The 19,798-nt window shown below is 59.0% G+C and carries 22 protein-coding genes and 1 tRNA gene (1 of these 23 running past the window's edge); 18 read left to right on the top strand and 5 right to left on the bottom strand.

The window, feature by feature from the left end; translation table 11 throughout:
• Positions 1 to 57: 57 nt before the first annotated feature.
• Positions 58 to 672, bottom strand: coding sequence for a LysE family transporter (locus tag TG4357_RS04925; protein WP_058261761.1), 615 nt, complete (start codon positions 670 to 672; stop codon positions 58 to 60).
• Positions 665 to 1,129, bottom strand: a complete 465-nt coding sequence (locus TG4357_RS04920) for an Lrp/AsnC family transcriptional regulator (RefSeq protein ID WP_058261760.1) — start codon at positions 1,127 to 1,129, stop codon at positions 665 to 667. The genes TG4357_RS04925 and TG4357_RS04920 overlap by 8 nt, the downstream gene beginning before the upstream one ends.
• Positions 1,130 to 1,368: 239 nt before the next feature.
• Here TG4357_RS04920 and TG4357_RS04915 point away from each other — a divergent pair, with 239 nt between their 5' ends.
• Together TG4357_RS04915 and TG4357_RS04910 are read left to right on the top strand one after the other, a co-directional pair.
• On the top strand, positions 1,369 to 3,165 hold the full coding sequence (locus TG4357_RS04915; protein WP_058261759.1) for an ABC transporter transmembrane domain-containing protein: 1,797 nt from the start codon (positions 1,369 to 1,371) through the stop codon (positions 3,163 to 3,165).
• Between the two features lie 172 nt (positions 3,166 to 3,337).
• Positions 3,338 to 5,224 carry an acyl-CoA synthetase gene (locus TG4357_RS04910; protein ID WP_058261758.1) on the top strand — a complete coding sequence of 629 codons (1,887 nt, stop codon included), beginning with the start codon at positions 3,338 to 3,340 and terminating at the stop codon, positions 5,222 to 5,224.
• A 60-nt stretch (positions 5,225 to 5,284) separates the two neighbouring features.
• On the opposite strand, the gene TG4357_RS04905 is transcribed toward TG4357_RS04910, so the two are convergent.
• Positions 5,285 to 6,196: a LysR family transcriptional regulator gene (locus tag TG4357_RS04905; RefSeq protein WP_058261757.1), complete on the bottom strand. Its 912-nt coding sequence runs from the start codon at positions 6,194 to 6,196 to the stop codon at positions 5,285 to 5,287.
• A 167-nt stretch (positions 6,197 to 6,363) separates the two neighbouring features.
• On the opposite strand from TG4357_RS04905, the gene TG4357_RS04900 reads away from it, so the two are divergent.
• Together TG4357_RS04900 and TG4357_RS04895 are read left to right on the top strand one after the other, a co-directional pair.
• The gene (locus TG4357_RS04900; protein WP_082644095.1) at positions 6,364 to 7,935 is read left to right on the top strand and encodes a trimethylamine methyltransferase family protein; all 1,572 of its coding nucleotides are present in this window, start codon (positions 6,364 to 6,366) and stop codon (positions 7,933 to 7,935) included.
• A 156-nt stretch (positions 7,936 to 8,091) separates the two neighbouring features.
• Positions 8,092 to 8,823 (top strand): NAD(P)-binding domain-containing protein, encoded by a 732-nt coding sequence (locus TG4357_RS04895; RefSeq protein WP_058261755.1) that lies wholly within the window; start codon positions 8,092 to 8,094, stop codon positions 8,821 to 8,823.
• 48 nt (positions 8,824 to 8,871) lie between these two features.
• Here TG4357_RS04895 and TG4357_RS04890 read toward each other — a convergent pair.
• Positions 8,872 to 8,946: transfer RNA gene (locus TG4357_RS04890), tRNA-Thr, on the bottom strand.
• A gap of 118 nt (positions 8,947 to 9,064) precedes the next feature.
• Here TG4357_RS04890 and TG4357_RS19650 point away from each other — a divergent pair.
• The 11 genes from TG4357_RS19650 (at position 9,065) to TG4357_RS04840 (ending at position 16,496) form a co-directional block, all read left to right on the top strand.
• A complete protein-coding gene (locus tag TG4357_RS19650; protein WP_168370967.1) occupies positions 9,065 to 9,223 on the top strand; it encodes a hypothetical protein in 159 nt (52 codons plus the stop codon).
• Positions 9,223 to 10,491, top strand: a complete 1,269-nt coding sequence (gene murA / locus TG4357_RS04885) for a UDP-N-acetylglucosamine 1-carboxyvinyltransferase (RefSeq protein ID WP_058261754.1) — start codon at positions 9,223 to 9,225, stop codon at positions 10,489 to 10,491. The genes TG4357_RS19650 and murA overlap by 1 nt, the downstream gene beginning before the upstream one ends.
• Positions 10,488 to 10,964, top strand: a complete 477-nt coding sequence (locus tag TG4357_RS04880) for a DUF2948 family protein (protein ID WP_058261753.1) — start codon at positions 10,488 to 10,490, stop codon at positions 10,962 to 10,964. The genes murA and TG4357_RS04880 overlap by 4 nt, the downstream gene beginning before the upstream one ends.
• Before the next feature lie 257 nt (positions 10,965 to 11,221).
• Entirely contained in the window at positions 11,222 to 12,523 is a 1,302-nt protein-coding gene (hisD, locus tag TG4357_RS04875; protein ID WP_058261752.1) for a histidinol dehydrogenase, read from the top strand.
• A gap of 13 nt (positions 12,524 to 12,536) precedes the next feature.
• Positions 12,537 to 13,016 (top strand): UPF0262 family protein, encoded by a 480-nt coding sequence (locus TG4357_RS04870; protein ID WP_058261751.1) that lies wholly within the window; start codon positions 12,537 to 12,539, stop codon positions 13,014 to 13,016.
• Positions 13,017 to 13,020: 4 nt separating this feature from the next.
• Entirely contained in the window at positions 13,021 to 13,479 is a 459-nt protein-coding gene (locus tag TG4357_RS04865) for an arsenate-mycothiol transferase ArsC (RefSeq protein ID WP_058261750.1), read from the top strand.
• Between the two features lie 59 nt (positions 13,480 to 13,538).
• Complete coding sequence (locus TG4357_RS04860; protein WP_058261749.1) at positions 13,539 to 14,417, top strand: carbon-nitrogen hydrolase family protein; 879 nt, start codon at positions 13,539 to 13,541, stop codon at positions 14,415 to 14,417.
• 86 nt (positions 14,418 to 14,503) lie between these two features.
• A complete protein-coding gene (gene infA / locus TG4357_RS04855) occupies positions 14,504 to 14,722 on the top strand; it encodes a translation initiation factor IF-1 (protein WP_037209844.1) in 219 nt (72 codons plus the stop codon).
• Positions 14,723 to 15,298: a Maf family protein gene (locus TG4357_RS04850; protein ID WP_058261748.1), complete on the top strand. Its 576-nt coding sequence runs from the start codon at positions 14,723 to 14,725 to the stop codon at positions 15,296 to 15,298.
• The gene (locus TG4357_RS04845; RefSeq protein ID WP_058261747.1) at positions 15,295 to 16,317 is read left to right on the top strand and encodes a ribonuclease E/G; all 1,023 of its coding nucleotides are present in this window, start codon (positions 15,295 to 15,297) and stop codon (positions 16,315 to 16,317) included. Before TG4357_RS04850 ends, TG4357_RS04845 begins: the two co-directional genes overlap by 4 nt.
• The gene (locus TG4357_RS04840) at positions 16,314 to 16,496 is read left to right on the top strand and encodes a DNA gyrase inhibitor YacG (RefSeq protein WP_058261746.1); all 183 of its coding nucleotides are present in this window, start codon (positions 16,314 to 16,316) and stop codon (positions 16,494 to 16,496) included. The genes TG4357_RS04845 and TG4357_RS04840 overlap by 4 nt, the downstream gene beginning before the upstream one ends.
• Before the next feature lie 87 nt (positions 16,497 to 16,583).
• Here TG4357_RS04840 and TG4357_RS04835 read toward each other — a convergent pair whose 3' ends face one another.
• On the bottom strand, positions 16,584 to 17,858 hold the full coding sequence (locus tag TG4357_RS04835; protein WP_139193654.1) for a LysR family transcriptional regulator: 1,275 nt from the start codon (positions 17,856 to 17,858) through the stop codon (positions 16,584 to 16,586).
• 54 nt (positions 17,859 to 17,912) lie between these two features.
• On the opposite strand from TG4357_RS04835, the gene TG4357_RS04830 reads away from it, so the two are divergent.
• The 3 genes from TG4357_RS04830 to TG4357_RS04820 all read left to right on the top strand — a co-directional run.
• Positions 17,913 to 18,647: a PIG-L deacetylase family protein gene (locus TG4357_RS04830; RefSeq protein ID WP_058261744.1), complete on the top strand. Its 735-nt coding sequence runs from the start codon at positions 17,913 to 17,915 to the stop codon at positions 18,645 to 18,647.
• A complete protein-coding gene (locus TG4357_RS04825; protein ID WP_058261743.1) occupies positions 18,644 to 19,339 on the top strand; it encodes a 4-carboxy-4-hydroxy-2-oxoadipate aldolase/oxaloacetate decarboxylase in 696 nt (231 codons plus the stop codon). The genes TG4357_RS04830 and TG4357_RS04825 overlap by 4 nt, the downstream gene beginning before the upstream one ends.
• A 68-nt stretch (positions 19,340 to 19,407) precedes the next feature.
• Positions 19,408 to 19,798, top strand: the 5' portion of a protein-coding gene (locus TG4357_RS04820; protein ID WP_139193653.1) for a 4-oxalomesaconate tautomerase. The gene runs 668 nt beyond the window's last position; only the first 391 of its 1,059 coding nucleotides appear in the window; the start codon lies at positions 19,408 to 19,410; its stop codon lies beyond the right edge, outside the window.

Genomic DNA, 19,798 nt, shown 5'->3' with positions numbered 1-19,798 from the left:
ATCGGGCCCAGAGATATCGCGGCAAAAGCCGGAGCGAAAAAGGTTGTGTCATGCCCCTCAGATTGCGCCCCAGGTAAGACCGATCCCCCAAACGGTTAGAACCGCCCCCGCAATCAGGTCAAGCCAGCGCAAAGTATCCTGCGCGATTCGCGCCCGCGCCCACAGCGCGGCATGAACAAGGATCAGCCACCACAGGGCCGACCCCAGAAAGACCCCGATCACCAGCCAATAGGCCGCGTTCGACGCCCCCGACGCCGCTGCGCCAAGCCCGGCAACCATTCCGGCAAAGGCTAGAACCGTCGCCGGGTTCAATAGCGTCAGCAGATAGGTCGTGCCAAAGGCGCCGAGGATTGATGTGGCGGGCGGGCCAGAGATTTCTGCCGGACGGGCGGTGAAAAAGCCACGCAGAGTCAACAGACCCAAGCAGGCGATCAACACCCCGCCGAATAATTGCATCTGTGTGCTGTAGCGGGTCAGCAGGCCGGACGCAGAAATACCGGCAGCCACCAGCAGCCCATAAGTGCCATCCGCCGCCGCTGCACCAAAACCGGTGGCCAAACCCGCAGCACGGCCCTGAGCAACGCTGCGGCGGATACACAGCAATCCGATCGGGCCGACTGGGGCGGCAATCGCCACTCCGACACCAAGGCCCTTGAGAAACACGTCAATCATTTGCACCCTCTGATATCGCAATGGCCGAGGTTTCCTTGGCGGTGTCGAGCGTAATGATCGTTTCGGTCCGCGATACGGCAGGCAGCGGTTTCACTACATTATTGAGAAAGTCATTCAGCGCTTTGGTGTCGGCCAGTCGCAGCTTCATCAGATAGGAATGCGGACCGCTGATGTGATGCAGTTCCTGCACCTCGTCGCGGGCGCAAAGCGCCGCGACGGCTTCGGCTTCACCGTCATAATCCAAGTCGATCAACGCAAAGGCGCAAAGATTGGCGTCAAACTGATCCGGTGCCAGCACCGCACGCCAACCGGCAATCGCCCCGGTCGTGGCCAATCGGCGGATCCGTTCATTGGCTGCCGAAACTGACAGCGCCACCGCCTGTGCCACCTCTGTACTGGATGCGCGGGCGTTGTTTTGCAGCAAAGCACAGATTTTTCGGTCGGTACTGTCGAGCATGAGAAAAGGTCCCGGAATTCAAATATGAGTCAGTAATAAATATGGCTAATTCGTAATAGCACAAGAAAAAATAATGATTCCTATAATTTTACGGCAAAAAATACAGCTAATTGTTGCTTTGGCCGTAAATTCGACTGTAAAAATTTATGGTTCGATGTCGGACCCGCGACAGTCGGGCCGCTTGCCCGCGCGGGCCGTGTCGCATAAACCCGGCGGCGCAGGACAGGAAAGGAACGTCGATGGCCCGGACCCCGACCACGGTCAATGAGGATCGCGAGAAATCCAAACATGTAGGTGCTTTGAGCGATCTTTGGCCGTTTTTAAGCCCTTATAAGTGGATGGTTTTCGGCGCTATTCTGGCGTTGACTCTGACCGCCAGCGTATCGCTGACCCTGCCCTTGGCGGTGCGCCGGGTCGTGGATAATTTCAATGGTGCAGATGGCGCATTGCTGGATCAGTATTTCGGCGCGGCGCTGGCGCTTGCGGCGTTGTTGGCACTGGGCACCGGACTGCGCTATTCACTGGTGACGCTGCTGGGCGAACGGGTGGTGGCCGATATCCGCAAGGCGGTGTTCAACCGCATCATCCGGATGAGCCCGGCGTTTTTCGAAAACATCATGACCGGCGAGGTACTGAGCCGGATCACCACCGACACCACGCTGATCCTGTCGGTGATCGGGTCGTCGATTTCGGTGGCGCTGCGCAACGTGCTGATCGTGGTTGGCGGCATGGCACTGATGTTGTTCACTTCGGCCAAGCTGACCGGTCTGGTGTTGCTGATCGTGCCGCTGGTGATCGTGCCGATCCTGACGCTGGGGCGCAGGTTGCGCAAGCTCAGCCGGGAAAATCAGGACTGGATCGCGGAAAGCTCCGGCAATGCCTCCGAGGCTCTGTTGAGCGTGCAGACGGTTCAGGCCTTTACCAATGAACACGGCGCACAACGTGATTTCGCCCATGTGACCGAAGCCAGCTATGTTTCTGCCCGCCGCCGGATCGCCACCCGCGCGGTGATGACCGTGATCGTTATCTTCCTTGTCTTCGCCGGGGTGGTTGGTGTGCTGTGGATCGGTGCCAACGATGTGCGGTCGGGCACGATGAGTGCCGGCGCATTGGTTCAATTCGTGATCTATTCGGTGATGGTAGCCGGGTCGGTTGCGGCGCTGTCCGAAGTTTGGGGCGAATTGCAGCGCGCGGCGGGCGCGACGGAACGTCTTGTCGAACTGCTGCACGCCAAGGACAGTGTTGAAGATGCGGCGGCACCTGTACCGGTGCCTGCCCCGGTGACCGGCCATATCCGGTTCGACAAGGTTTCTTTCCGCTATCCTTCGCGCCCGGATGTGTCGGCGCTGGATGCGATCGATTTGGATATCCGTGCGGGCGAAACCGTGGCTCTGGTCGGGCCTTCGGGGGCAGGCAAGACTACGATCATTCAGACCATCCTGCGGTTCTATGACCCGCAATCGGGCCGGATCGAGCTGGACGGGACAGATTTGAAGGATATGACACGCGGAGAATTCCGCAAACATCTGGCTCTGGTGCCGCAAGACCCGGTAATCTTCGCCACTACGGCGCGCGAAAACATCCGCTTTGGCCGCCCCGATGCCAGCGACGCCGAGGTCGAGGCGGCCGCGCAAGCCGCCGCCGCGCATGAGTTCATCGTGAAGCTGCCCGAAGGGTACGATTCGCAGGTCGGTGAACGCGGCGTGATGCTGTCGGGTGGACAGAAACAGCGGATTGCCATCGCCCGCGCGATCCTGCGCGATGCGCCGGTTCTGCTGCTGGATGAAGCCACCAGCGCATTGGACGCCGAAAGCGAACGCGCGGTACAGGCAGCGGTAGACGAATTGTCGAAAACCCGCACCACGATCATCGTGGCGCACCGTTTGGCGACGGTGAAGAAAGCGGACCGGATCGTTGTAATGGAGGATGGTCAGATCGTGGCGCAGGGCACCCATGATGAACTGGTTGCCGAAGGCGGGCTTTACGCCCGGTTGGCGCGGTTGCAGTTTACCGACGGGGCGCTGGCCGAAGTCTGATTTGACCTTAAGTCACCCGAAAACTTAGGCAAAAGGGCGCATCTTGCGCCCTTTTTCGTGTTTTGACGTTGCGCAAAGGGGCGCTTCGCAGTCTTGTTTGTCGCGACAAACCCTTTCACATTGCGCGCTAGGGGATAACGGCCGCGCAGGCCGATTGAGGGAGGAGAACAAGATGCAGTTTGCGTCCATTGCAGATACCATCGCCATCGAACAGGAAATGTCTTGGGAAGACCGCGATGTCCCCAAAACGCTGTATCAGTTGCTGACCCGCACAAAAGACGCGCATGGCAAACGAAATGCGGTCACTTTTCAATTGCAGAGCGGCCCCAAGGACCCGGCCGAAACGCTGAGCTGGACGGAATTGCATGCCCGCACTTGCCAGACGGCCAACATGTTCCGCGATCTGGGCATCGGTGAAACCGATGTGGTGGCCTGCATCCTGCCCAATTGCAACGAAACCGTCCTGACCATCCTAGGGGGCGCCATCGCCGGGATCGTCAACCCGATCAATCCGCTGCTGGAACCCGAACAGATCGGCGCGATTTTGCGTGAAACCGACGCCAAGGTTGTTGTTACGCTGAAATCCTTCCCCAAATCCGACGTGTCACAGAAAACCGCCGAAGCGGTGCGCCACGCGCCGGGTGTACATACGGTTCTGGAAATTGATCTGAACCGTTATCTGACCCCGCCGAAAAGCTGGATCGTGCCGTTGGTGCGGCCCAAAAGCGAGGGTGGCAAGCATCATGCGGATGTTCTTGATTTCAACAAGACGATGAAGAAATATCCCCGATCGCTGGCTTTTGCCGATTCAACCGGGGACCGGGTGGCAGCTTATTTCCATACCGGCGGCACCACCGGCATGCCGAAAGTGGCGCAGCACCGCTATTCCGGTATCATCTATAACGGTTGGCTGGGCGGAACGCTGCTTTATACATCCGAAGACAACGTGATCTGTCCGTTGCCGCTGTTCCACGTTTTCGCCTGTCATGTGATCCTGATGGCGGTGGTTACGTCCGGTGCGCATGTGGTTTTCCCGACACCGGCCGGGTATCGCGGCGAAGGCGTGTTCGATAATTTCTGGAAATTGATCGAACGCTGGAAAATCACCTTTATCATCACCGTGCCGACGGCGATTTCGGCGCTGATGCAGCGCCCGGTTGATGCCGATGTGTCTTCGGTGAAAACATCCTTTTCAGGGTCCGCGCCGTTGCCGCAGGAATTGTTCAACCGCTTTGAAAAAGCCAGCGGCGTGACGATCATCGAAGGCTATGGCTTGACCGAGGCGACCTGCCTTGTGTCGTGTAATCCGGTCGGTGGCGAGAAAAAGATCGGATCGGTCGGTATTCGCTTCCCCTACAGCGATGTCCGTATTTTCAAGGACGTGAATGGCGAACCGGTTGAATGCGCTGCCGACGAAGTGGGCGAAATCTGCATCTCGAACCCCGGCGTCTGGTCCGGAAATACCTATACCGAGGCGGAAAAGAACAAGCAGCTATATCATTATGACAAATATCTGCGCACCGGCGATCTGGGTCGGATCGATCCTGACAATTACATCTGGATTACCGGGCGGGCCAAGGATCTGATCATTCGTGGCGGTCACAATATCGACCCGGCCGAGATCGAAGAAGCGCTGCTGGTGCATCACGACGTCGCTTTCGCCGGGGCGATCGGACAGCCTGATGCCCATGCCGGTGAAGTGCCTTGCGCCTATGTTGAACTGGTCGCAGGGGCCAGCGTGACCAGCGAAGAACTGATGAAACATTGCAAGGTTCACGTGCATGAACGCGCTGCGATACCCAAATTCGTCGAAGTGTTGGATGAATTGCCTAAAACTGCCGTCGGCAAAGTGTTCAAACCCGATCTGCGTAAACGTGCGATCACCCGGGTTTACAACGCGGCCCTGGACGAAGCTAAGCTGAACGCCAAGGTGATCGAGGTATTCGACGACAAGAAGCGCGGGTTGGTGGCACGGGTCGAACGCACCGGTGTGGTGCATGACGACGAGGTCGGTCATGTTCTGGGGGCCTTTACCCGGCCGTGGGACTGGGCCGAATAAGTGCCACTATTGTTCACGAAGGCCCCTGCTTGCAGGGGCCTTTTCGGTTCTGACCACAGGTTAGGCCGGAGCCATGTTCGGATTTCCCCGATCCGCAAATTTCAGCAGCCAGTCGCGCACGATCACCGCTTGGCGTGTCGCGCCCGGATGCAGCTTGATATAAAAATCCCGTGGCGATGGCAGGTCTTCGGACCAGAGTTTAACCAATGCACCGGACGTCAATAGCGACCCGGTCAATCCACCCCAGCCCAGTACCGCGCCCATATCGCCCTGTGCGGCCTGCAACGCGATAACATAGTTATTGACCCGATATCCGCCGCCCAGTGGCCCGTCATACCCAAGCGCCCGGCACCAGTCTGACCAGTGGGTCCAGCCAGTGGCGGGCATGTCCATGTGAATAAGCGGTGTGCGCGCGAAATCGGCAACCGTGTCGATCCGGTGCCGGGCCGCAAAACTCGGACTGCCAAGCGCCGCAATACGGTCCCGAAACAACAGCCTGACATCGCCTTTGTCATCGTCGATCAGGCCGTATTCGATGCTCAGATCGCAGGCTGGGGCATGATCGGGAAAATCGGTGACATTCTGCGATACCGGGATATGCGGGTGACTTTGCCAGAATTCGGCCAGTTTCGGGGCCAGCCATTGCGAACTGACCGCGTTCGAGGCCCGGATCGTAACTCCTGCGCCAGAAGCGTCCGACCGCAATTGCGCCACCGCATCGGAAATTTCTTCGAACCCGCGTTGCAGCGCAACCAGCAGATAGGCCCCGGTTTCGGTCAATTCCACCCCGCGGTGATTGCGGCGAAACAGCACCTGACGCAATTCGGTTTCCAGCGCCTTGATCTGGTGGCTGACCGCCGCCGGAGTGACGTTCAGTTCCTGCGCTGCGGCTTTGAAACTGACATGGCGGGCGGCTGCTTCGAAGCTGATAAGCGCGCTGAGGGAGGGCAGGTTATAGGGATGAAATGCCATAGATTGATTGGTCCTGATTAATCTCAATCTCCAGTGAAATAGGGAAATACCGTGTTTTTGGATTAGTTTAACTAAGTCTTGATGAGTCTTATTGCGGTTGTCAACCGACCGCCGGATTCGCAGGGTTTGTCATCGCAGATAGCGCAACGAGGGAGATCGCCATGTTGATGGAGGCAAACAAACCGGCCCGGAGCGGGCGGCGCAATCGCCGCAGCAAAGACCGGGCAACGCGAAGGAATGAAGCCGGCCAGAACCTGCATCTTCAGGTACCTTTCATTACCCGCCAGATTCCCAGCTATGACTTGCTGGGCCCCGAAAGCCTGGACCGGATCGAGGCCGCGATGGATCGCATTCTGGCCGAGATCGGGATCGAATTTCGCGATGATCCTGCTGCGGTCGACCTGTTCCGCCACGCCGGCGGGCAGGTGAGCGCCATCGGTAACGATGTCTGGAACATCAAATTTGAACCCGGGATGATCCGCGAGATCGTGAAGACCGCGCCCGAACGGTTCACTCAACATGCGCGCAACCCTCTGAAATCCGTGGAAATCGGCGGCGATGCGATGGTCTTTGCCCCGGCTTATGGATCGCCTTTTGTGATGGATCTGGATCAGGGCCGCCGATATGGCACGATTCAGGATTTCGAAAACCTTGTGAAATTGGGGCAATCTTCGCCTTGGCTGCACCATTCCGGCGGCACCATTTGCGAACCGACCGATGTGGCGGTGAACAAGCGGCACCTGGATATGGTCTATGCTCATATGCGCTATTCCGACCGCGGCTTTCTGGGGTCGATCACAGCGCCAGAACGGGCAGAGGATTCGATCGAGATGTGCCGCCTGTTGTTCGGCGCGGATTTCGTCGACCAGAACTGCGTGATCATGGGTAATTTCAACACCACATCGCCCTTGGTTCTGGACGGGGTAACAACGCAGGGCATCACCGCCTATGCCCGGGCCGGGCAGGGGTCGATTCATGTGCCGTTCCTGCTGGGGGGCGCGGTGGCACCGTTGACCATGGCGGGGGGCGTGGCGCAATGCCTGGCTGAATCGATGGCTGCCTGTGCGCTGGCTCAACTGGTCCGCCCCGGTGTTCCGGTGGTGTTGGGCGGGTTTCTCAGCACCATGGCGCTGCGTTCGGGGTCGCCCACATTCGGCACCCCGGAACCGGCGCTGGGATCGTTGGTGATGGGCCAGATGGCGCGGCGGTTCAAGCTGCCGCTGCGTTGTGCGGGCAATTTTGCAACGTCGAAACTACCGGACGGGCAGGCGATGCAGCAGGCGATGATGTCGATGATGTCGGCAGTGCAGGGCGGGGCCAATTTCATTCTGCATTCGGCCGGGTTCCTCGATGGTCTGCTGTCGATGTCTTATGAAAAGTTCGTGATGGATTGCGACATGTGCGGCGCGCTGCATTCCTATCTGCACGGGATCGATGTCAGTGATGATGCGCTGGCTGTCGAGGCCTTGGCCGAACAGGGGCCGGGCCAGCACCTGTTCAGCACGCAGCATACGTTGCGCCACTATAAAACCGCCTATTGGGATAGTGCGCTGAATGACGATCAGCCGTTCGAAACATGGTCCGAACAGGGCGGCATCGACATGGCCACTCGGGCCAACCGGCGCTGGAAACAGGTATTGGAAACTTATCAACCACCAGAAATGGCAGAGGATACCGATTTGGCACTAAAAGACTTCATCGCGCGCAAAAAGGCATCCATGGCGGATGCGTGGTACTGAAATCCAATTCGGGTGCCGGCCCTGATAGAAAGCACCCAGCCGCGATTGATCCAAGACTTCTGTTTAATGCGTTCTGGCACGATCAATATTGTAAGGGTGGGCTGGATTGCCGTTCATCAACACGCAATGCTGGTCCAAAGGTGTAAGGAGCGTGGAATGAGAATCGGGGTTTTGGGGTTGGGAACCATCGCGTCGGCGGTGGTCGAAGGCATTGCGGGCGATGGTCATACCATCACCGTATCAAAGCGCAGTGCCGCACATGCGCAACGGCTGTCGAACAGGTTCGACAATGTTTCTGTCGCTGATAATCAGCAGGTGTTGGAAGATAGCGAGGTGGTGATTCTCGGGCTGTTGGCCGATGCGGCGTCAGAAATTTTGCCTGGGCTGACATTCCGCGCCGATCAGCAGGTGATTACCCTGATGGCCGGTGCATCATTGGGCGAGGTCGCAGCGATGGTCGCTCCGGCCGATGCCGTCGCGATCATGATGCCATTTCCCGGCATAGTCGGTGGCGGGTCGCCGATCATGGCGCAGGGCGAGATCGGACTGGTGAATGCGATATTCGGGGGCCGCAATACCGTCTATGAAATACGGGACGCTGGGGAAATGGCCGCCTACCTTGCGGCACAGGCAGTTTTGTCACCGGCGGTGACACTGGTGTCCGACGCCGCCCGATGGCTTGGTGCGCGGGTGTCCGACCCGGATCAGGCCGAGACATTCCTGCGCCACCTGGTTGGATCCAGCCTGCAAGGTTCTGATTGCGCTGCAATGCTCGGGGCGATCGACACACCCGGTGGCTATAATCAGCTCTTGCGCAACCACATGCAGCAAAGCGGTATGAGCAACGACTTGATCGCTGGTCTGGCAAAGCTTGCCAGCCATGACTGACCGCTACCGGCTTGGCGGTGCGGTGCGACGACGGATTGAATTGGAATATGGTGCTGCTGGACAGGATTGAACTGTCGACCTCTCCCTTACCAAGGGAGTGCTCTACCACTGAGCTACAGCAGCGCCGTTTTCCGGTCGCAGGATTATGTCCTGTCCGACCGTGGGGGGCTGATTAACGGGAATTGATTCCGGGTGCAAGCGTTATCTGGACGGTTTTTCCCGCCTCATGTAAGACAGGTTTATGGAGCAGAATAATCCCAGCAAAAAACAACCAAAAAAGTCCGATCCGCGCGAGGACCGGTTGAAGGCCGCGTTGAAGGCAAATATGGCCAAACGCAAAGCGCAGGCGCGTGCGCGTGCCGTTGATGCCAGCACACAAGCCGACAAGGGGCAGGATTGATGGATTCGATTATCGTAACGGGCAACGGTCCCGTGAAGGGGCAAATCCCGATCGCCGGGGCCAAGAATGCCTGTCTGGCGCTAATGCCGGCGACATTGCTGAGCGAAGAACCCCTGACCCTGACCAATGCGCCGCGGCTGAGCGACATCAAGACAATGACCGAATTGCTGCAATCGCTGGGCGCCGAGGTCACCAGCATGCAAGACGGTCAGGTACAGGCAATGTCGAGCCATAACCTGACCACCACGCGGGCTGATTACGATATCGTGCGCAAAATGCGCGCGTCGAATCTGGTGCTGGGGCCGCTTTTGGCACGTGAAGGTCATGCCGAAGTGTCGTTGCCCGGCGGCTGCGCCATCGGGGCGCGGCCGATGGATATCCACACCACCGCGCTGGAAGCGATGGGTGCCGAGATTGATCTGCGCGACGGTTATCTGCACGCCAAGGCACCCGGCGGGTTGAAAGGTGCAGTGCACGAGTTGCGCTTTGCGTCGGTAGGGGCGACCGAAAACGTGGTGATGGCAGCGACGCTGGCCAAGGGGACCACTGTATTGAAGAACGCAGCGCGCGAACCCGAAATCGTTGATCTGGTCCAGTGCCTGCGCAAGATGGGGGCCCAGATCGAAGGTGAAGGCACTTCCATCATCACCATTCAGGGCGTCGATCGGCTGCATGGCGCCACCCACCCGGTCGTGACCGACCGGATCGAACTGGGCACTTATATGCTGGCCCCGGCGATCTGCGGCGGCGAAGTCGAGCTCCTGGGGGGACGTATCGATCTGGTCGGAGCCTTTTGCGAAAAGCTGGATCAGGCCGGGATCGCGGTGGAAGAAACTGCGGCCGGACTGAAGGTCGCGTGCAAGAACGGGCGGGTCCGGGCAGTCGATGTGGTGACCGAACCCTTCCCGGGCTTTCCCACCGATCTACAGGCGCAGATGATGGCGCTGATGTGTACCGCCGAGGGTACATCGGTTCTGGAAGAACGCATTTTCGAAAACCGCTTCATGCATGCGCCCGAACTGGTGCGCATGGGGGCACGGATTGACGTGCAGGGCGGAACGGCTACCGTGAGCGGGGTCGAACGACTGAAAGGGGCGCCGGTGATGGCGACCGATTTGCGCGCCAGCGTTTCGTTGATCCTCGCCGGGCTTGCAGCCGAAGGCGAAACCATCGTCAACCGGGTTTACCATCTTGATCGTGGCTATGAACGGGTCGAAGAGAAATTGCGCAATGTTGGCGCCAAAATTGAACGGGTGAGCGGATCATGAGCGAAGATGCGCGATTTGAAGACGGGCGCGAGGCACCGCTGAATCTTGGGGCGCTGGAACCCGAAGATCTGCAGGTCATTTCGACGCTGGTGCAGGATGCGGTGTTTCCGGCTTCGGAAATGACGTGGCGGCGGCAGGACCGCCGATTCGCCGTTTTGTTGAACCGCTTCCGTTGGGAAGATCGCGGTCGCGACCGGCACGGCGCGGAACGGGTGCAGTCGGTGCTGGTTTTTGACAACGTTCAGAAAATCGCGTCGCAAGGGGTGGAGCGGGGCGATAAGGATATGATTCTGTCGTTGCTGACGCTGGACTGGCATCCTGCAGAAGCCCCGGGTGGCACGGTGGAGCTGACATTGGCGGGGGATGGTGCGATCCGGTTGCAGGTTGAAGCGCTGGAAGTGACGTTGAAGGATGTGACACGGCCTTATCGTGCGCCTTCGGGCAAGGCACCGGGACATCCCGACGCGACGTGATCTGATTGCGCGCCTGTTCCGGGTGCGCTGGATATCTCACGAATTTGTCTTTGCCAAATTCATTCGGGTTTTCGTGCATTGCGCGGGAGTATTTTCAGCAAGCTGAAGCTTGCGGCATTGATGTTTCATCACGGTCCTAAAAAAATAAGGTGAATTGGCAGGCAGCCCAAAAGGGGCAAAGCCCGTTGTCGTGCTGTCATCGGGTGCTTGAGCCTGTCGCGCGGGCCTTGTATGTCGGATCAAGACCCGGAGGGACCATGCCTGTATTTCTGAACGCCTCGGATGACAATTTCGAAACCGCCTTTGCCGAGCTGCTGGGGGCCAAGCGCGAAGACAGCCCCGATGTCGATGACATCGTGGCCGGGATCATCGCCGATGTGCGCGCCCGTGGTGACGCGGCGCTGATCGATCTGACGGCCAAGTTCGACCGGCTGCAGCTGACACCGCAAACGCTGCGGTTTTCGAAAAGCGAGATCGAGGCGCTGATCGCCGAGGTGCCCGGCGACGAACGTGATGCGTTGGAACTGGCCGCTGATCGTATCCGCGCCTATCACGAAAGACAAATGCCCGAAGATGCCTATTGGACCGATGAAAGCGGCGCCGAACTGGGCTGGCGCTGGACGCCGGTATCGGCGGCGGGGCTTTATGTGCCGGGCGGATTGGCATCTTATCCGTCATCGGTGCTGATGAATGCGATCCCGGCCAAGGTTGCCGGGGTGGAGCGGTTGGCCATCGTGGTGCCGACGCCTGACGGCGTGGCCAATCCGCTGGTGTTGCTGGCGGCACAGATCGCCGGGGTGGACGAGATTTACCGCATTGGCGGGGCACAGGCGGTGGCGGCGCTGGCCTATGGCACAGAAACGATTCCGCCGGTGGACAAGATCACCGGACCCGGTAATGCCTTTGTCGCTGCGGCCAAGCGGCGGGTGTTTGGCAAGGTTGGTATCGACATGATCGCCGGTCCGTCGGAAATCCTGGTCATTGCCGATGGTGACGGCAATCCCGATTGGATCGCGCTGGACCTGCTGAGTCAGGCCGAGCATGACGAAAGCGCCCAGTCGATTCTGATCACCGATAGCCCGGTACTGGCCGAGGCGGTGACTACGGCGGTGGAACGTCATCTTGAAACGCTGGAACGGCGCGCGATCGCCGCGGCGAGCTGGCGCGATTACGGGGCGGTGATCGTGGTCGACGATCTTGACCGCGCTGCAGCATTGTCGAACCGGGTGGCGCCGGAGCATCTCGAGCTCTGCGTTGCCGATCCGGACGCTTTGGCGGAAAAAATCACCCATGCCGGTGCGATTTTTCTAGGCGGATGGACGCCCGAAGCGATCGGCGATTACGTCGGCGGCCCCAATCACGTGCTGCCCACCGCGCGGTCGGCCCGGTTTTCATCTGGGCTGAGCGTGATGGATTTCGTTAAACGCACCACATTGGCCAAAATGACCCCTGCCGCGCTGCGCGCTATTGGACCTTCGGCTGAAACGCTGGCAAATTCGGAAAGCCTGCAAGCCCATGGGCTGTCTGTTCGCGCCCGCCTGACCCATTTGAATGAATGAGGACCCAAAGCCCATGTCCCATATCAGCCATATCGATCTGGATGACCGCAACCTGCCACCGCCGACACCGGAGATCGAACAGGAACGCAAAGTGGCGATGTTCGACCTGTTGGAAAACAACAGTTTCGACTTGCCCAAGCGCGATGACCGGGCGGTGCCCGACGGGCCATATCATGTTGACCTGTCGATCAAGGAAAAGCGGCTGGTTTTCGATATTGCCACCGAGGATGAACAGAAGGCGGCCGAATTTCATCTCAGCCTCAGCCCGTTCCGTCAGGTGGTCAAGGATTACTGGGCGATTTGTGAAAGCTATTTCGATGCGGTGAAAAACATGCCGCCGAGCCAGATCGAAACCATCGATATGGCGCGGCGTGGGATTCATAACGAAGGCGCGCGCATCTTGCAGGAACGGCTAGAGGGCAAGGCCGCTGTCGATACAGACACCGCGCGGCGGTTGTTCACCCTGATCTGCGTCTTGCATTTCGGAGGCTGATGGCATGGTTGATACCCTGCCTCAATCGGTCCTGTTCTGCTGTGACCACAATTCGATCCGCTCGCCCATGGCCGAAGGGATCATGAAAAAGTTCTACGGTTCCGGCACCTATGTGCAATCCGTCGGCGTCAAAGGCGATATGGAAATCGACGGATTTGCCATTGCTGTGTGTCAGGAACTGGGGGTCGAACTGTCGCGCCACAAGGCGCGGAACTTCGATGAGTTGAGTGAATGTGGTGAAGATCTGTCTTCCTTCGATCTGATCGTGGCGCTGACCCCGGCCAGCAAGCAGCAGGCAGAAGAACTGACCCGGATTTTTCATCTCGAAGTCGAATACTGGCCGATTTTCGATCCCAGTGGTCAGGGTGAAGTCCGCGAAGCGAAACTGCAAGCTTATCGCAGAAGCCGCGACGAGATCGTCGAGCGACTGATCGAACGTTGGGGGCCACCGCGGCAGGCGTGAAACCGCCGCCTTTTTCAGAAAGACCCACCCAAGAGGTTGGGGCGCAGAAAGGAAAAATCATGAAAGTTGCAACGGCGGCTTATCCATTGGATTGGTTTTCCGATTGGGCCGGGTACGAGGACAAGATGCGGCTTTGGGTGGCCGAGGCGGCGGGGCAGGGCGCGGACCTTCTGCTTTTTCCTGAATTCGGAGCGATGGAACTGGCCTCCCTGGCGGGGCCGGAAGATGCCGCCGATCTGCACGGATCGGTTCGCGCCGTTTCGCAGCGCTTGGCGGCGTCAAATGCGCTTCTTTCTGCGCTGGCGCAAGAATTCGGCGTCTATATCCTGGGTGGATCTGCCCCGGTGGAAGAGGGTGGCAAGGTGATGAACCGCGCACCGTTTTTCGCGCCGTCCGGGGGGATGGATTATCAGGATAAACAGATTCTGACCCGGTTTGAACGCGATGACTGGGGTCTTGTCGGGGCTGCCCCGTTGAAGGTTTTCGACACCACGCTGGGGCGTATCGGGGTGCTGATCTGTTATGATAGCGAATTCCCGCTGCTGGGCCGGGCATTGATCGAAGCCGGGGTCGAGGTGATCCTCGTACCGTCCTGTACCGAGGCATTGGAAGGGTATTGGCGGGTTCGGATCGGGGCGATGGCGCGGGCGCTGGAAGGACAATGCGTTACCGTCATGGCATCGCTGGTGGGTGCACGTCCCGAAATCTATGCGGTTGAAGAAAATACCGGCATGGGCGGTGTTTTCGGCCCACCCGATATGGGCTTTCCGGCAACCGGGGTGATGGCAGAAGGCACGCTTGGGCAACCGGGCTGGAGCTATGCCGAGATTGACCTTGACCAGATCCGCGCCGTGAGGGCCGATGGCCATGTGCTGAACAAAACCCATTGGGACGAACAATGCGTGCGCAGCGAAAAACCGGTCAGCATTCTGTTGTAAGGGCGATTCCCTCTTGAAAATCTGGTGGAATGGGATCATTTAACGCGCGTCCCGCACATGACGGGTCGAAATAGCAAGGAGATAACATGGCCAAGGAAGAGATGCTCGAATTTCCCGGTGTCGTGAAGGAACTCCTGCCTAATGCGACGTTTCGGGTCGAGCTTGAGAATGGCCATGAAATCATCGCGCATACGGCAGGCAAGATGCGCAAGAACCGCATCCGGGTTCTGGCTGGCGACCGGGTTCAGGTCGAAATGACCCCTTACGATCTGACCAAGGGTCGGATCAATTACCGCTTTAAATAAGTGCGCCTGATCCTCGGGTCAGGCAGCCCGCGGCGCAAAGAGCTGCTGGCGCAAATCGGGGTGGTGGCGGATGATATCCGCCCGCCCGATATCGATGAAACCCCTTTGAAAAACGAACTTCCGCGCCCCTATTGCGCGCGTATGGCGATTGAAAAGGTGCGCGCGGTCACCGCCGATCCCGACGATATCGTGCTGTGCGCCGATACCACCGTTGCCTTGGGGCGGCGGATTCTTGGCAAGCCCGAAAATGCGGGTGAAGCGGCGCAATTCCTATTGGCCATGTCAGGGCGGCGGCATCGGGTGATCACGGCAGTTGCGGTGCGCCGGGGCGATAAGGTTTGGGAAAAGGACGTGGTGACATCGGTGCGGATGAAAAACTTGTCCGATGAAGAATTGAACGCCTATCTGGCGACCGGGGATTGGCAGGGCAAAGCTGGGGCTTATGGCATTCAGGGGCCTGCAGGTGCATTGATTCCATGGATTTCGGGATCGTTCACCGCGGTGGTAGGGCTGCCCCTGGCGGAAACCGCCGGGTTGCTTCAGGCTGCGGGATATCCGCTATGGAGGCAGGCATGATAGGCCGTCAAATCATCCTCGATCATATCGACGGGCGCGAAGCTGCGGCCCTGGTTGTCGATGGCAAGCTGGACGATATTCTGATTGATTCCGATCAGCCGCGCGTCGGTACCATCTATCGCGCCGTGGCTGAACGTCCGATGAAGGGGCAGGGCGGGTTGTTTGTGAAAACACCCGACGGCAAGGCGTTCCTGCGTCAGGTCAAGGGCATCGCGCCGGGCGAACGGTTGTTGGTGCAGGTCACCGGCTATGCCGAAGATGGCAAGGCGCTGCCGGTCACTCAGAAACTGCTGTTCAAAAGTCGCTATGCGATTGTCACCCCCGACGCACCCGGGCTGAATATAAGCCGCCGGATCAAGGATGATGATATTCGCGACATGCTGATGGGTATTGCCCATGACGTGATGGGCGAGACTGAAATGGGGCTGATCCTGCGGTCCTCCTGCGCGGAGGGTGAAGCGGAGGAAATCGCCGAAGATATTGCCGACATGGTCGATCTTGCGGCGAATGTGATCGCTGATCGGGATGGCGACCTCGAAACCTTGACCGAAGGCTATGGTCCGCACCAATTGGCTTGGCGCGAATGGATTGATCCGGCCGAGATCGTGACCGACCCGGGCGGGTTCGAACGACATGGCGTGCTGGATATGATCGACGCCGCGCGACAACCGCATGTGCAATTGAGCGGGGGGGCTTTCATGTATGTCGAACCCACCCGTGCGCTGGTCGCTGTGGATGTGAATACCGGCAGCGATACGTCTCCGGCAGCGGGGATGAAGGCCAATATCGCTGCGGTGAAGGACTTGCCGCGGCAGTTGCGGCTGCGCGGTTTAGGCGGGCAGATCACGCTGGATTTGGCTCCGATGCCAAAGAAGGACCGCCGCGCATTCGAAATGTCGCTGCGGTCTGCGTTCAAGACGGATCCGATTGAAACCGTTCAGGCCGGTTGGACGCCGCTGGGCCATTTCGAATTGCAGCGCAAACGCGACCGGTTGCCATTGGCAGAGGTTCTGAAATGAGCTGTCCGATCTGTTCGGAAAAATCCGATCCCAAGTTTCGCCCATTCTGTTCCAAGCGCTGCGCCGATATCGATCTGGGCCGTTGGATGAGCGGAAAATATGCGATCCCCGCCGACGATCCCGAAGAGGCCGAGGACGCGTTGGACGAAATTGAACGGCAGATGCAAAAACCGCATTAAGGCGGTTTCCTTGTGTGTGCTCTGAGACCGGGCGGGCCAATGCCTTTGATCTTTTCCCGGCTTCGCTGGCCACAATGTACGCGGGCCTTACTTTGGGCTGGGCACAGCCACATCTTTCAGCACAGTCAAGAACCGTTCCTGTAACTCGGTCGGTTGCCAGTCGAGACGCCGGGTGATGCCGATCGGGCGCGGCGTATCTCCGATTTCAATCGGCAGTTGCTGCATCGCGCCATGTTCGATTTCGACCTGTGCCTGCGAAACCGACATCATGGTCAGCCGGTTGCTGCCCTTTAGTAACCCGCGCGCCAGCACCATCGAACTGGTTTCGATCACTCGGGTCGGGTTCGGCAGGGACCGGGTACGGAAAAACGCGGTGGCCTGTTCGCGGGTGGGGGTGCCCTGACGCGGCAGGACCCAAGGGTACTTGGTCAGTTGAGCCAGCGGGATATCGTGGTGGTCGGCCAGTGGATGGCCGGGATGACAGAAAATCCCAAGCCGGTCGTCGAAAAGCCGGGTCTGTGTCACGTCATCAGCGGGCGTCGGATCGCGCAACGCGCCCAGCATCAGGTCAATTTCACCATGGCGCAGCCCGTTCAGCAAATCGCCATAAGGTCCGTCGATCACATGAATGTCGATATCGGGGTAGACCCGGGTCATTCGGTTGATCGCCTGCGGCAGCAGGGCACTGCGCGACAACGGCAGGGCACCGACCACGATCCGGCCGCTTTTTGCGCCGCGCCAAGAAGACAGTTCATCAAGCGCCTGATCCAGATCGTAAAACGCCAGCTTGGCCGCACGGATCAGAATGCGGGCCGCCGCCGTCGGTTCATAACCGCTTTCGGATTCACGATAGAGCGTCAGCCCGGAAACTTTTTCCAGTTCGCGCGCCGTACGATACAACGAGGGCTGCGATACGCCATTGGCCCGTGCCGCGACGGAAAAATTGCCGTAGGTGGCCACCGCGATCAGCGCGCGGAGCTGGGTGCTGGTGATCCTTGTGTCGAATTGCGCCGTTGTCCCCGATTTTTGTCGTCCGGCGGCGTCGAGGCAGCCTTGTTTGAGGATGTTCAGCGCCCGTTCGCTGCGTCGGGCGAAAATGTTACCCGCCTCTGTGGGGTACATACCCCGACTGCTACGTACCAGCAGCCGCTCAGCAAGGATCGCTTCAAGCTTGGCAATCGCCTGAGTGATCGCGGGTTGCGACATATGCACGGCACCCGCCGCCGCCGTAACCCCGCCCAAACGGCAGACCAAGGTGAAGGCGCGCAGATGGCGCAAATTGAAATCCTGACCGTTCATTTTTAGCCGTTCGTACACGCTATAGCGAAAATCAATAGTGGCTGCGATGAAACGAAATAGCAAGTTTGCCCGCGCTAAGCGTATAGTAAGGCCAATTCAAAACCTCAGAGGTCTGCCATGTCCGAACAGAAATCCGCTCTTGTCATCAGCGCCCATGCCGCCGACTTCGTCTGGCGCTGCGGTGGCGCCATCGCCAAGCATCAGAAACTGGGCTATGACGTGACCGTTGTTTGCTTGTCTTTCGGCGAACGCGGCGAAAGTGCGCGTCTTTGGAAAGAGGGCAAGACGCTCGACGAGGTCAAATCGATCCGCAAGAAAGAAGCGGAAAATGCCGCCAAGGCGCTGGATGTGCATGATATCCAATTCCTTGATATGGGCGATTACCCGCTGCGCTTCGGTGAAGAAGCGGAAGGAAAGGTCGTCGACATCATCCGCAAGGTGCAGCCGAATTTCATGTTCTCGCATTCCAAGTGGGATCCCTATAACACCGACCACATGAAAACGACCGAATTCGCCCTGACCTGCCGGATGATCGCGCAAGCCTGGGGGCACAATCCGGGTGAAAAAGTGCTGGGTGCGCCGCAGCTGTATCTGTTTGAACCGCACCAGACCGAACAGATGGGTTGGAAGCCCAATGTCTTCCTCGACATCACCGATGTCTGGGACAAGAAACGCGCCGCCATCGAATGCATGGAAGGTCAGCACCATTTGTGGGATTTCTATACCAACGTCGCCAAGAACCGCGCCAACCATTTCCGCCGCAATTCCGGCGGCATGGCGGGCGGACGGACGGCAGAATATGCCGAAGGCTTCGAATCGATCTTTCCGACCTGCGTGGATGAACTGTCATGAGCGAATATCCCATCGGAACACAGGGCGTCGTCGTCCAGAACATCGCCCGTGCCGATCAGGCGGTCATCGACGGTCTGGCCGAATGTGGCGTTGCCACGGTGCACGAAGCGCAAGGCCGCAAGGGTTTGCTGGCCGATTACATGCGGCCGATCTATGCCGGGGCCCGCATTGCCGGGTCGGCGGTGACGATTTCCACCGCGCCCTGCGACAACTGGATGGTCCATGCCGCCATCGAACAGTTACAGGCGGGCGACATTCTGGTTCTGGCCCCGACCTCGCCGTCCAACGCCGGGTATTTCGGTGACCTGCTGGCGACCTCGGCGCAGGTGCGCGGTTGCCGCGGTTTGATCATCGACGCGGGTGTGCGCGACGTGTGCGACCTGACCGAAATGAATTTCCCGGTCTGGTCCAAGGCAGTCTTTGCTCAAGGAACCGTTAAGGAAGTGCTGGGATCGGTTAATGTGCCGATCATCTGTGCAAATGAACAGATCAACCCGGGCGATATTATCGTTGCCGACGATGATGGCGTTTGTGTCGTCCGCCGCGACGAAGCCGAAGCGGTGCTGGAAAAATCCCGCGCCCGCGAAGCCAATGAAGAACTCAAGCGCGCCCGGCTGAAGGCGGGCGAACTGGGTCTCGACATCTACGATATGCGCGGGCGTTTGGCTGACAAAGGCTTGAAATACGTCTGATCCGGATCGGATCGGCAACCGGCAGCGCTCGGAATCGAGGGCTGCCGGACGTTTGGAAAGGGCAAGACATGGCAAATGGAATACCGGTGATGTGGATGCGTGGCGGCACCTCCAAGGGCGGCTATTTCCTGGCATCCGATCTGCCCGAAAACAGCGCCGCACGCGACGCGGCCTTGCTGGGGATCATGGGATCGCCGGATCCGCGCCAGATCGACGGTATGGGCGGGGCCGATCCGCTGACCTCAAAGGTTGCGGTGGTGCGCAAATCGGACCGTGATGGCGTCGATGTTGATTATCTGTTCTTGCAGGTTTTCGTCGATCAGCCGATCGTCACCGATGCGCAGAATTGCGGAAATATCCTTGCCGGTGTCGGCCCCTTTGCGATTGAACGCGGTCTGGTAACGGCGCGGGACGGGATGACCCCGGTCACCATATATATGGAAAACACCGGACAAGTTG

The organism is Thalassovita gelatinovora (assembly GCF_001458355.1).
Classification (GTDB): domain Bacteria; phylum Pseudomonadota; class Alphaproteobacteria; order Rhodobacterales; family Rhodobacteraceae; genus Thalassobius; species Thalassobius gelatinovorus.
The sequence above is the reverse complement of the archived record's forward strand: the minus strand, read 5'-3'. Positions and strand labels throughout refer to the sequence as shown.

Bases quoted from the DNA above. Each gene is read 5' to 3' on its own strand.
- TG4357_RS04925 (WP_058261761.1), bottom strand. From the start codon at position 672: ATGATTGACGTGTTTCTCAAGGGCCTTGGTGTCGGAGTGGCGATTGCC.
- TG4357_RS04920 (WP_058261760.1), bottom strand. From the start codon at position 1,129: ATGCTCGACAGTACCGACCGAAAAATCTGTGCTTTGCTGCAAAACAAC.
- TG4357_RS04915 (WP_058261759.1), top strand. From the start codon at position 1,369: ATGGCCCGGACCCCGACCACGGTCAATGAGGATCGCGAGAAATCCAAA.
- TG4357_RS04910 (WP_058261758.1), top strand. From the start codon at position 3,338: ATGCAGTTTGCGTCCATTGCAGATACCATCGCCATCGAACAGGAAATG.
- TG4357_RS04905 (WP_058261757.1), bottom strand. From the start codon at position 6,196: ATGGCATTTCATCCCTATAACCTGCCCTCCCTCAGCGCGCTTATCAGC.
- TG4357_RS04900 (WP_082644095.1), top strand. From the start codon at position 6,364: ATGGAGGCAAACAAACCGGCCCGGAGCGGGCGGCGCAATCGCCGCAGC.
- TG4357_RS04895 (WP_058261755.1), top strand. From the start codon at position 8,092: ATGAGAATCGGGGTTTTGGGGTTGGGAACCATCGCGTCGGCGGTGGTC.
- TG4357_RS19650 (WP_168370967.1), top strand. From the start codon at position 9,065: ATGGAGCAGAATAATCCCAGCAAAAAACAACCAAAAAAGTCCGATCCG.
- murA (WP_058261754.1), top strand. From the start codon at position 9,223: ATGGATTCGATTATCGTAACGGGCAACGGTCCCGTGAAGGGGCAAATC.
- TG4357_RS04880 (WP_058261753.1), top strand. From the start codon at position 10,488: ATGAGCGAAGATGCGCGATTTGAAGACGGGCGCGAGGCACCGCTGAAT.
- hisD (WP_058261752.1), top strand. From the start codon at position 11,222: ATGCCTGTATTTCTGAACGCCTCGGATGACAATTTCGAAACCGCCTTT.
- TG4357_RS04870 (WP_058261751.1), top strand. From the start codon at position 12,537: ATGTCCCATATCAGCCATATCGATCTGGATGACCGCAACCTGCCACCG.
- TG4357_RS04865 (WP_058261750.1), top strand. From the start codon at position 13,021: ATGGTTGATACCCTGCCTCAATCGGTCCTGTTCTGCTGTGACCACAAT.
- TG4357_RS04860 (WP_058261749.1), top strand. From the start codon at position 13,539: ATGAAAGTTGCAACGGCGGCTTATCCATTGGATTGGTTTTCCGATTGG.
- infA (WP_037209844.1), top strand. From the start codon at position 14,504: ATGGCCAAGGAAGAGATGCTCGAATTTCCCGGTGTCGTGAAGGAACTC.
- TG4357_RS04845 (WP_058261747.1), top strand. From the start codon at position 15,295: ATGATAGGCCGTCAAATCATCCTCGATCATATCGACGGGCGCGAAGCT.
- TG4357_RS04840 (WP_058261746.1), top strand. From the start codon at position 16,314: ATGAGCTGTCCGATCTGTTCGGAAAAATCCGATCCCAAGTTTCGCCCA.
- TG4357_RS04830 (WP_058261744.1), top strand. From the start codon at position 17,913: ATGTCCGAACAGAAATCCGCTCTTGTCATCAGCGCCCATGCCGCCGAC.
- TG4357_RS04825 (WP_058261743.1), top strand. From the start codon at position 18,644: ATGAGCGAATATCCCATCGGAACACAGGGCGTCGTCGTCCAGAACATC.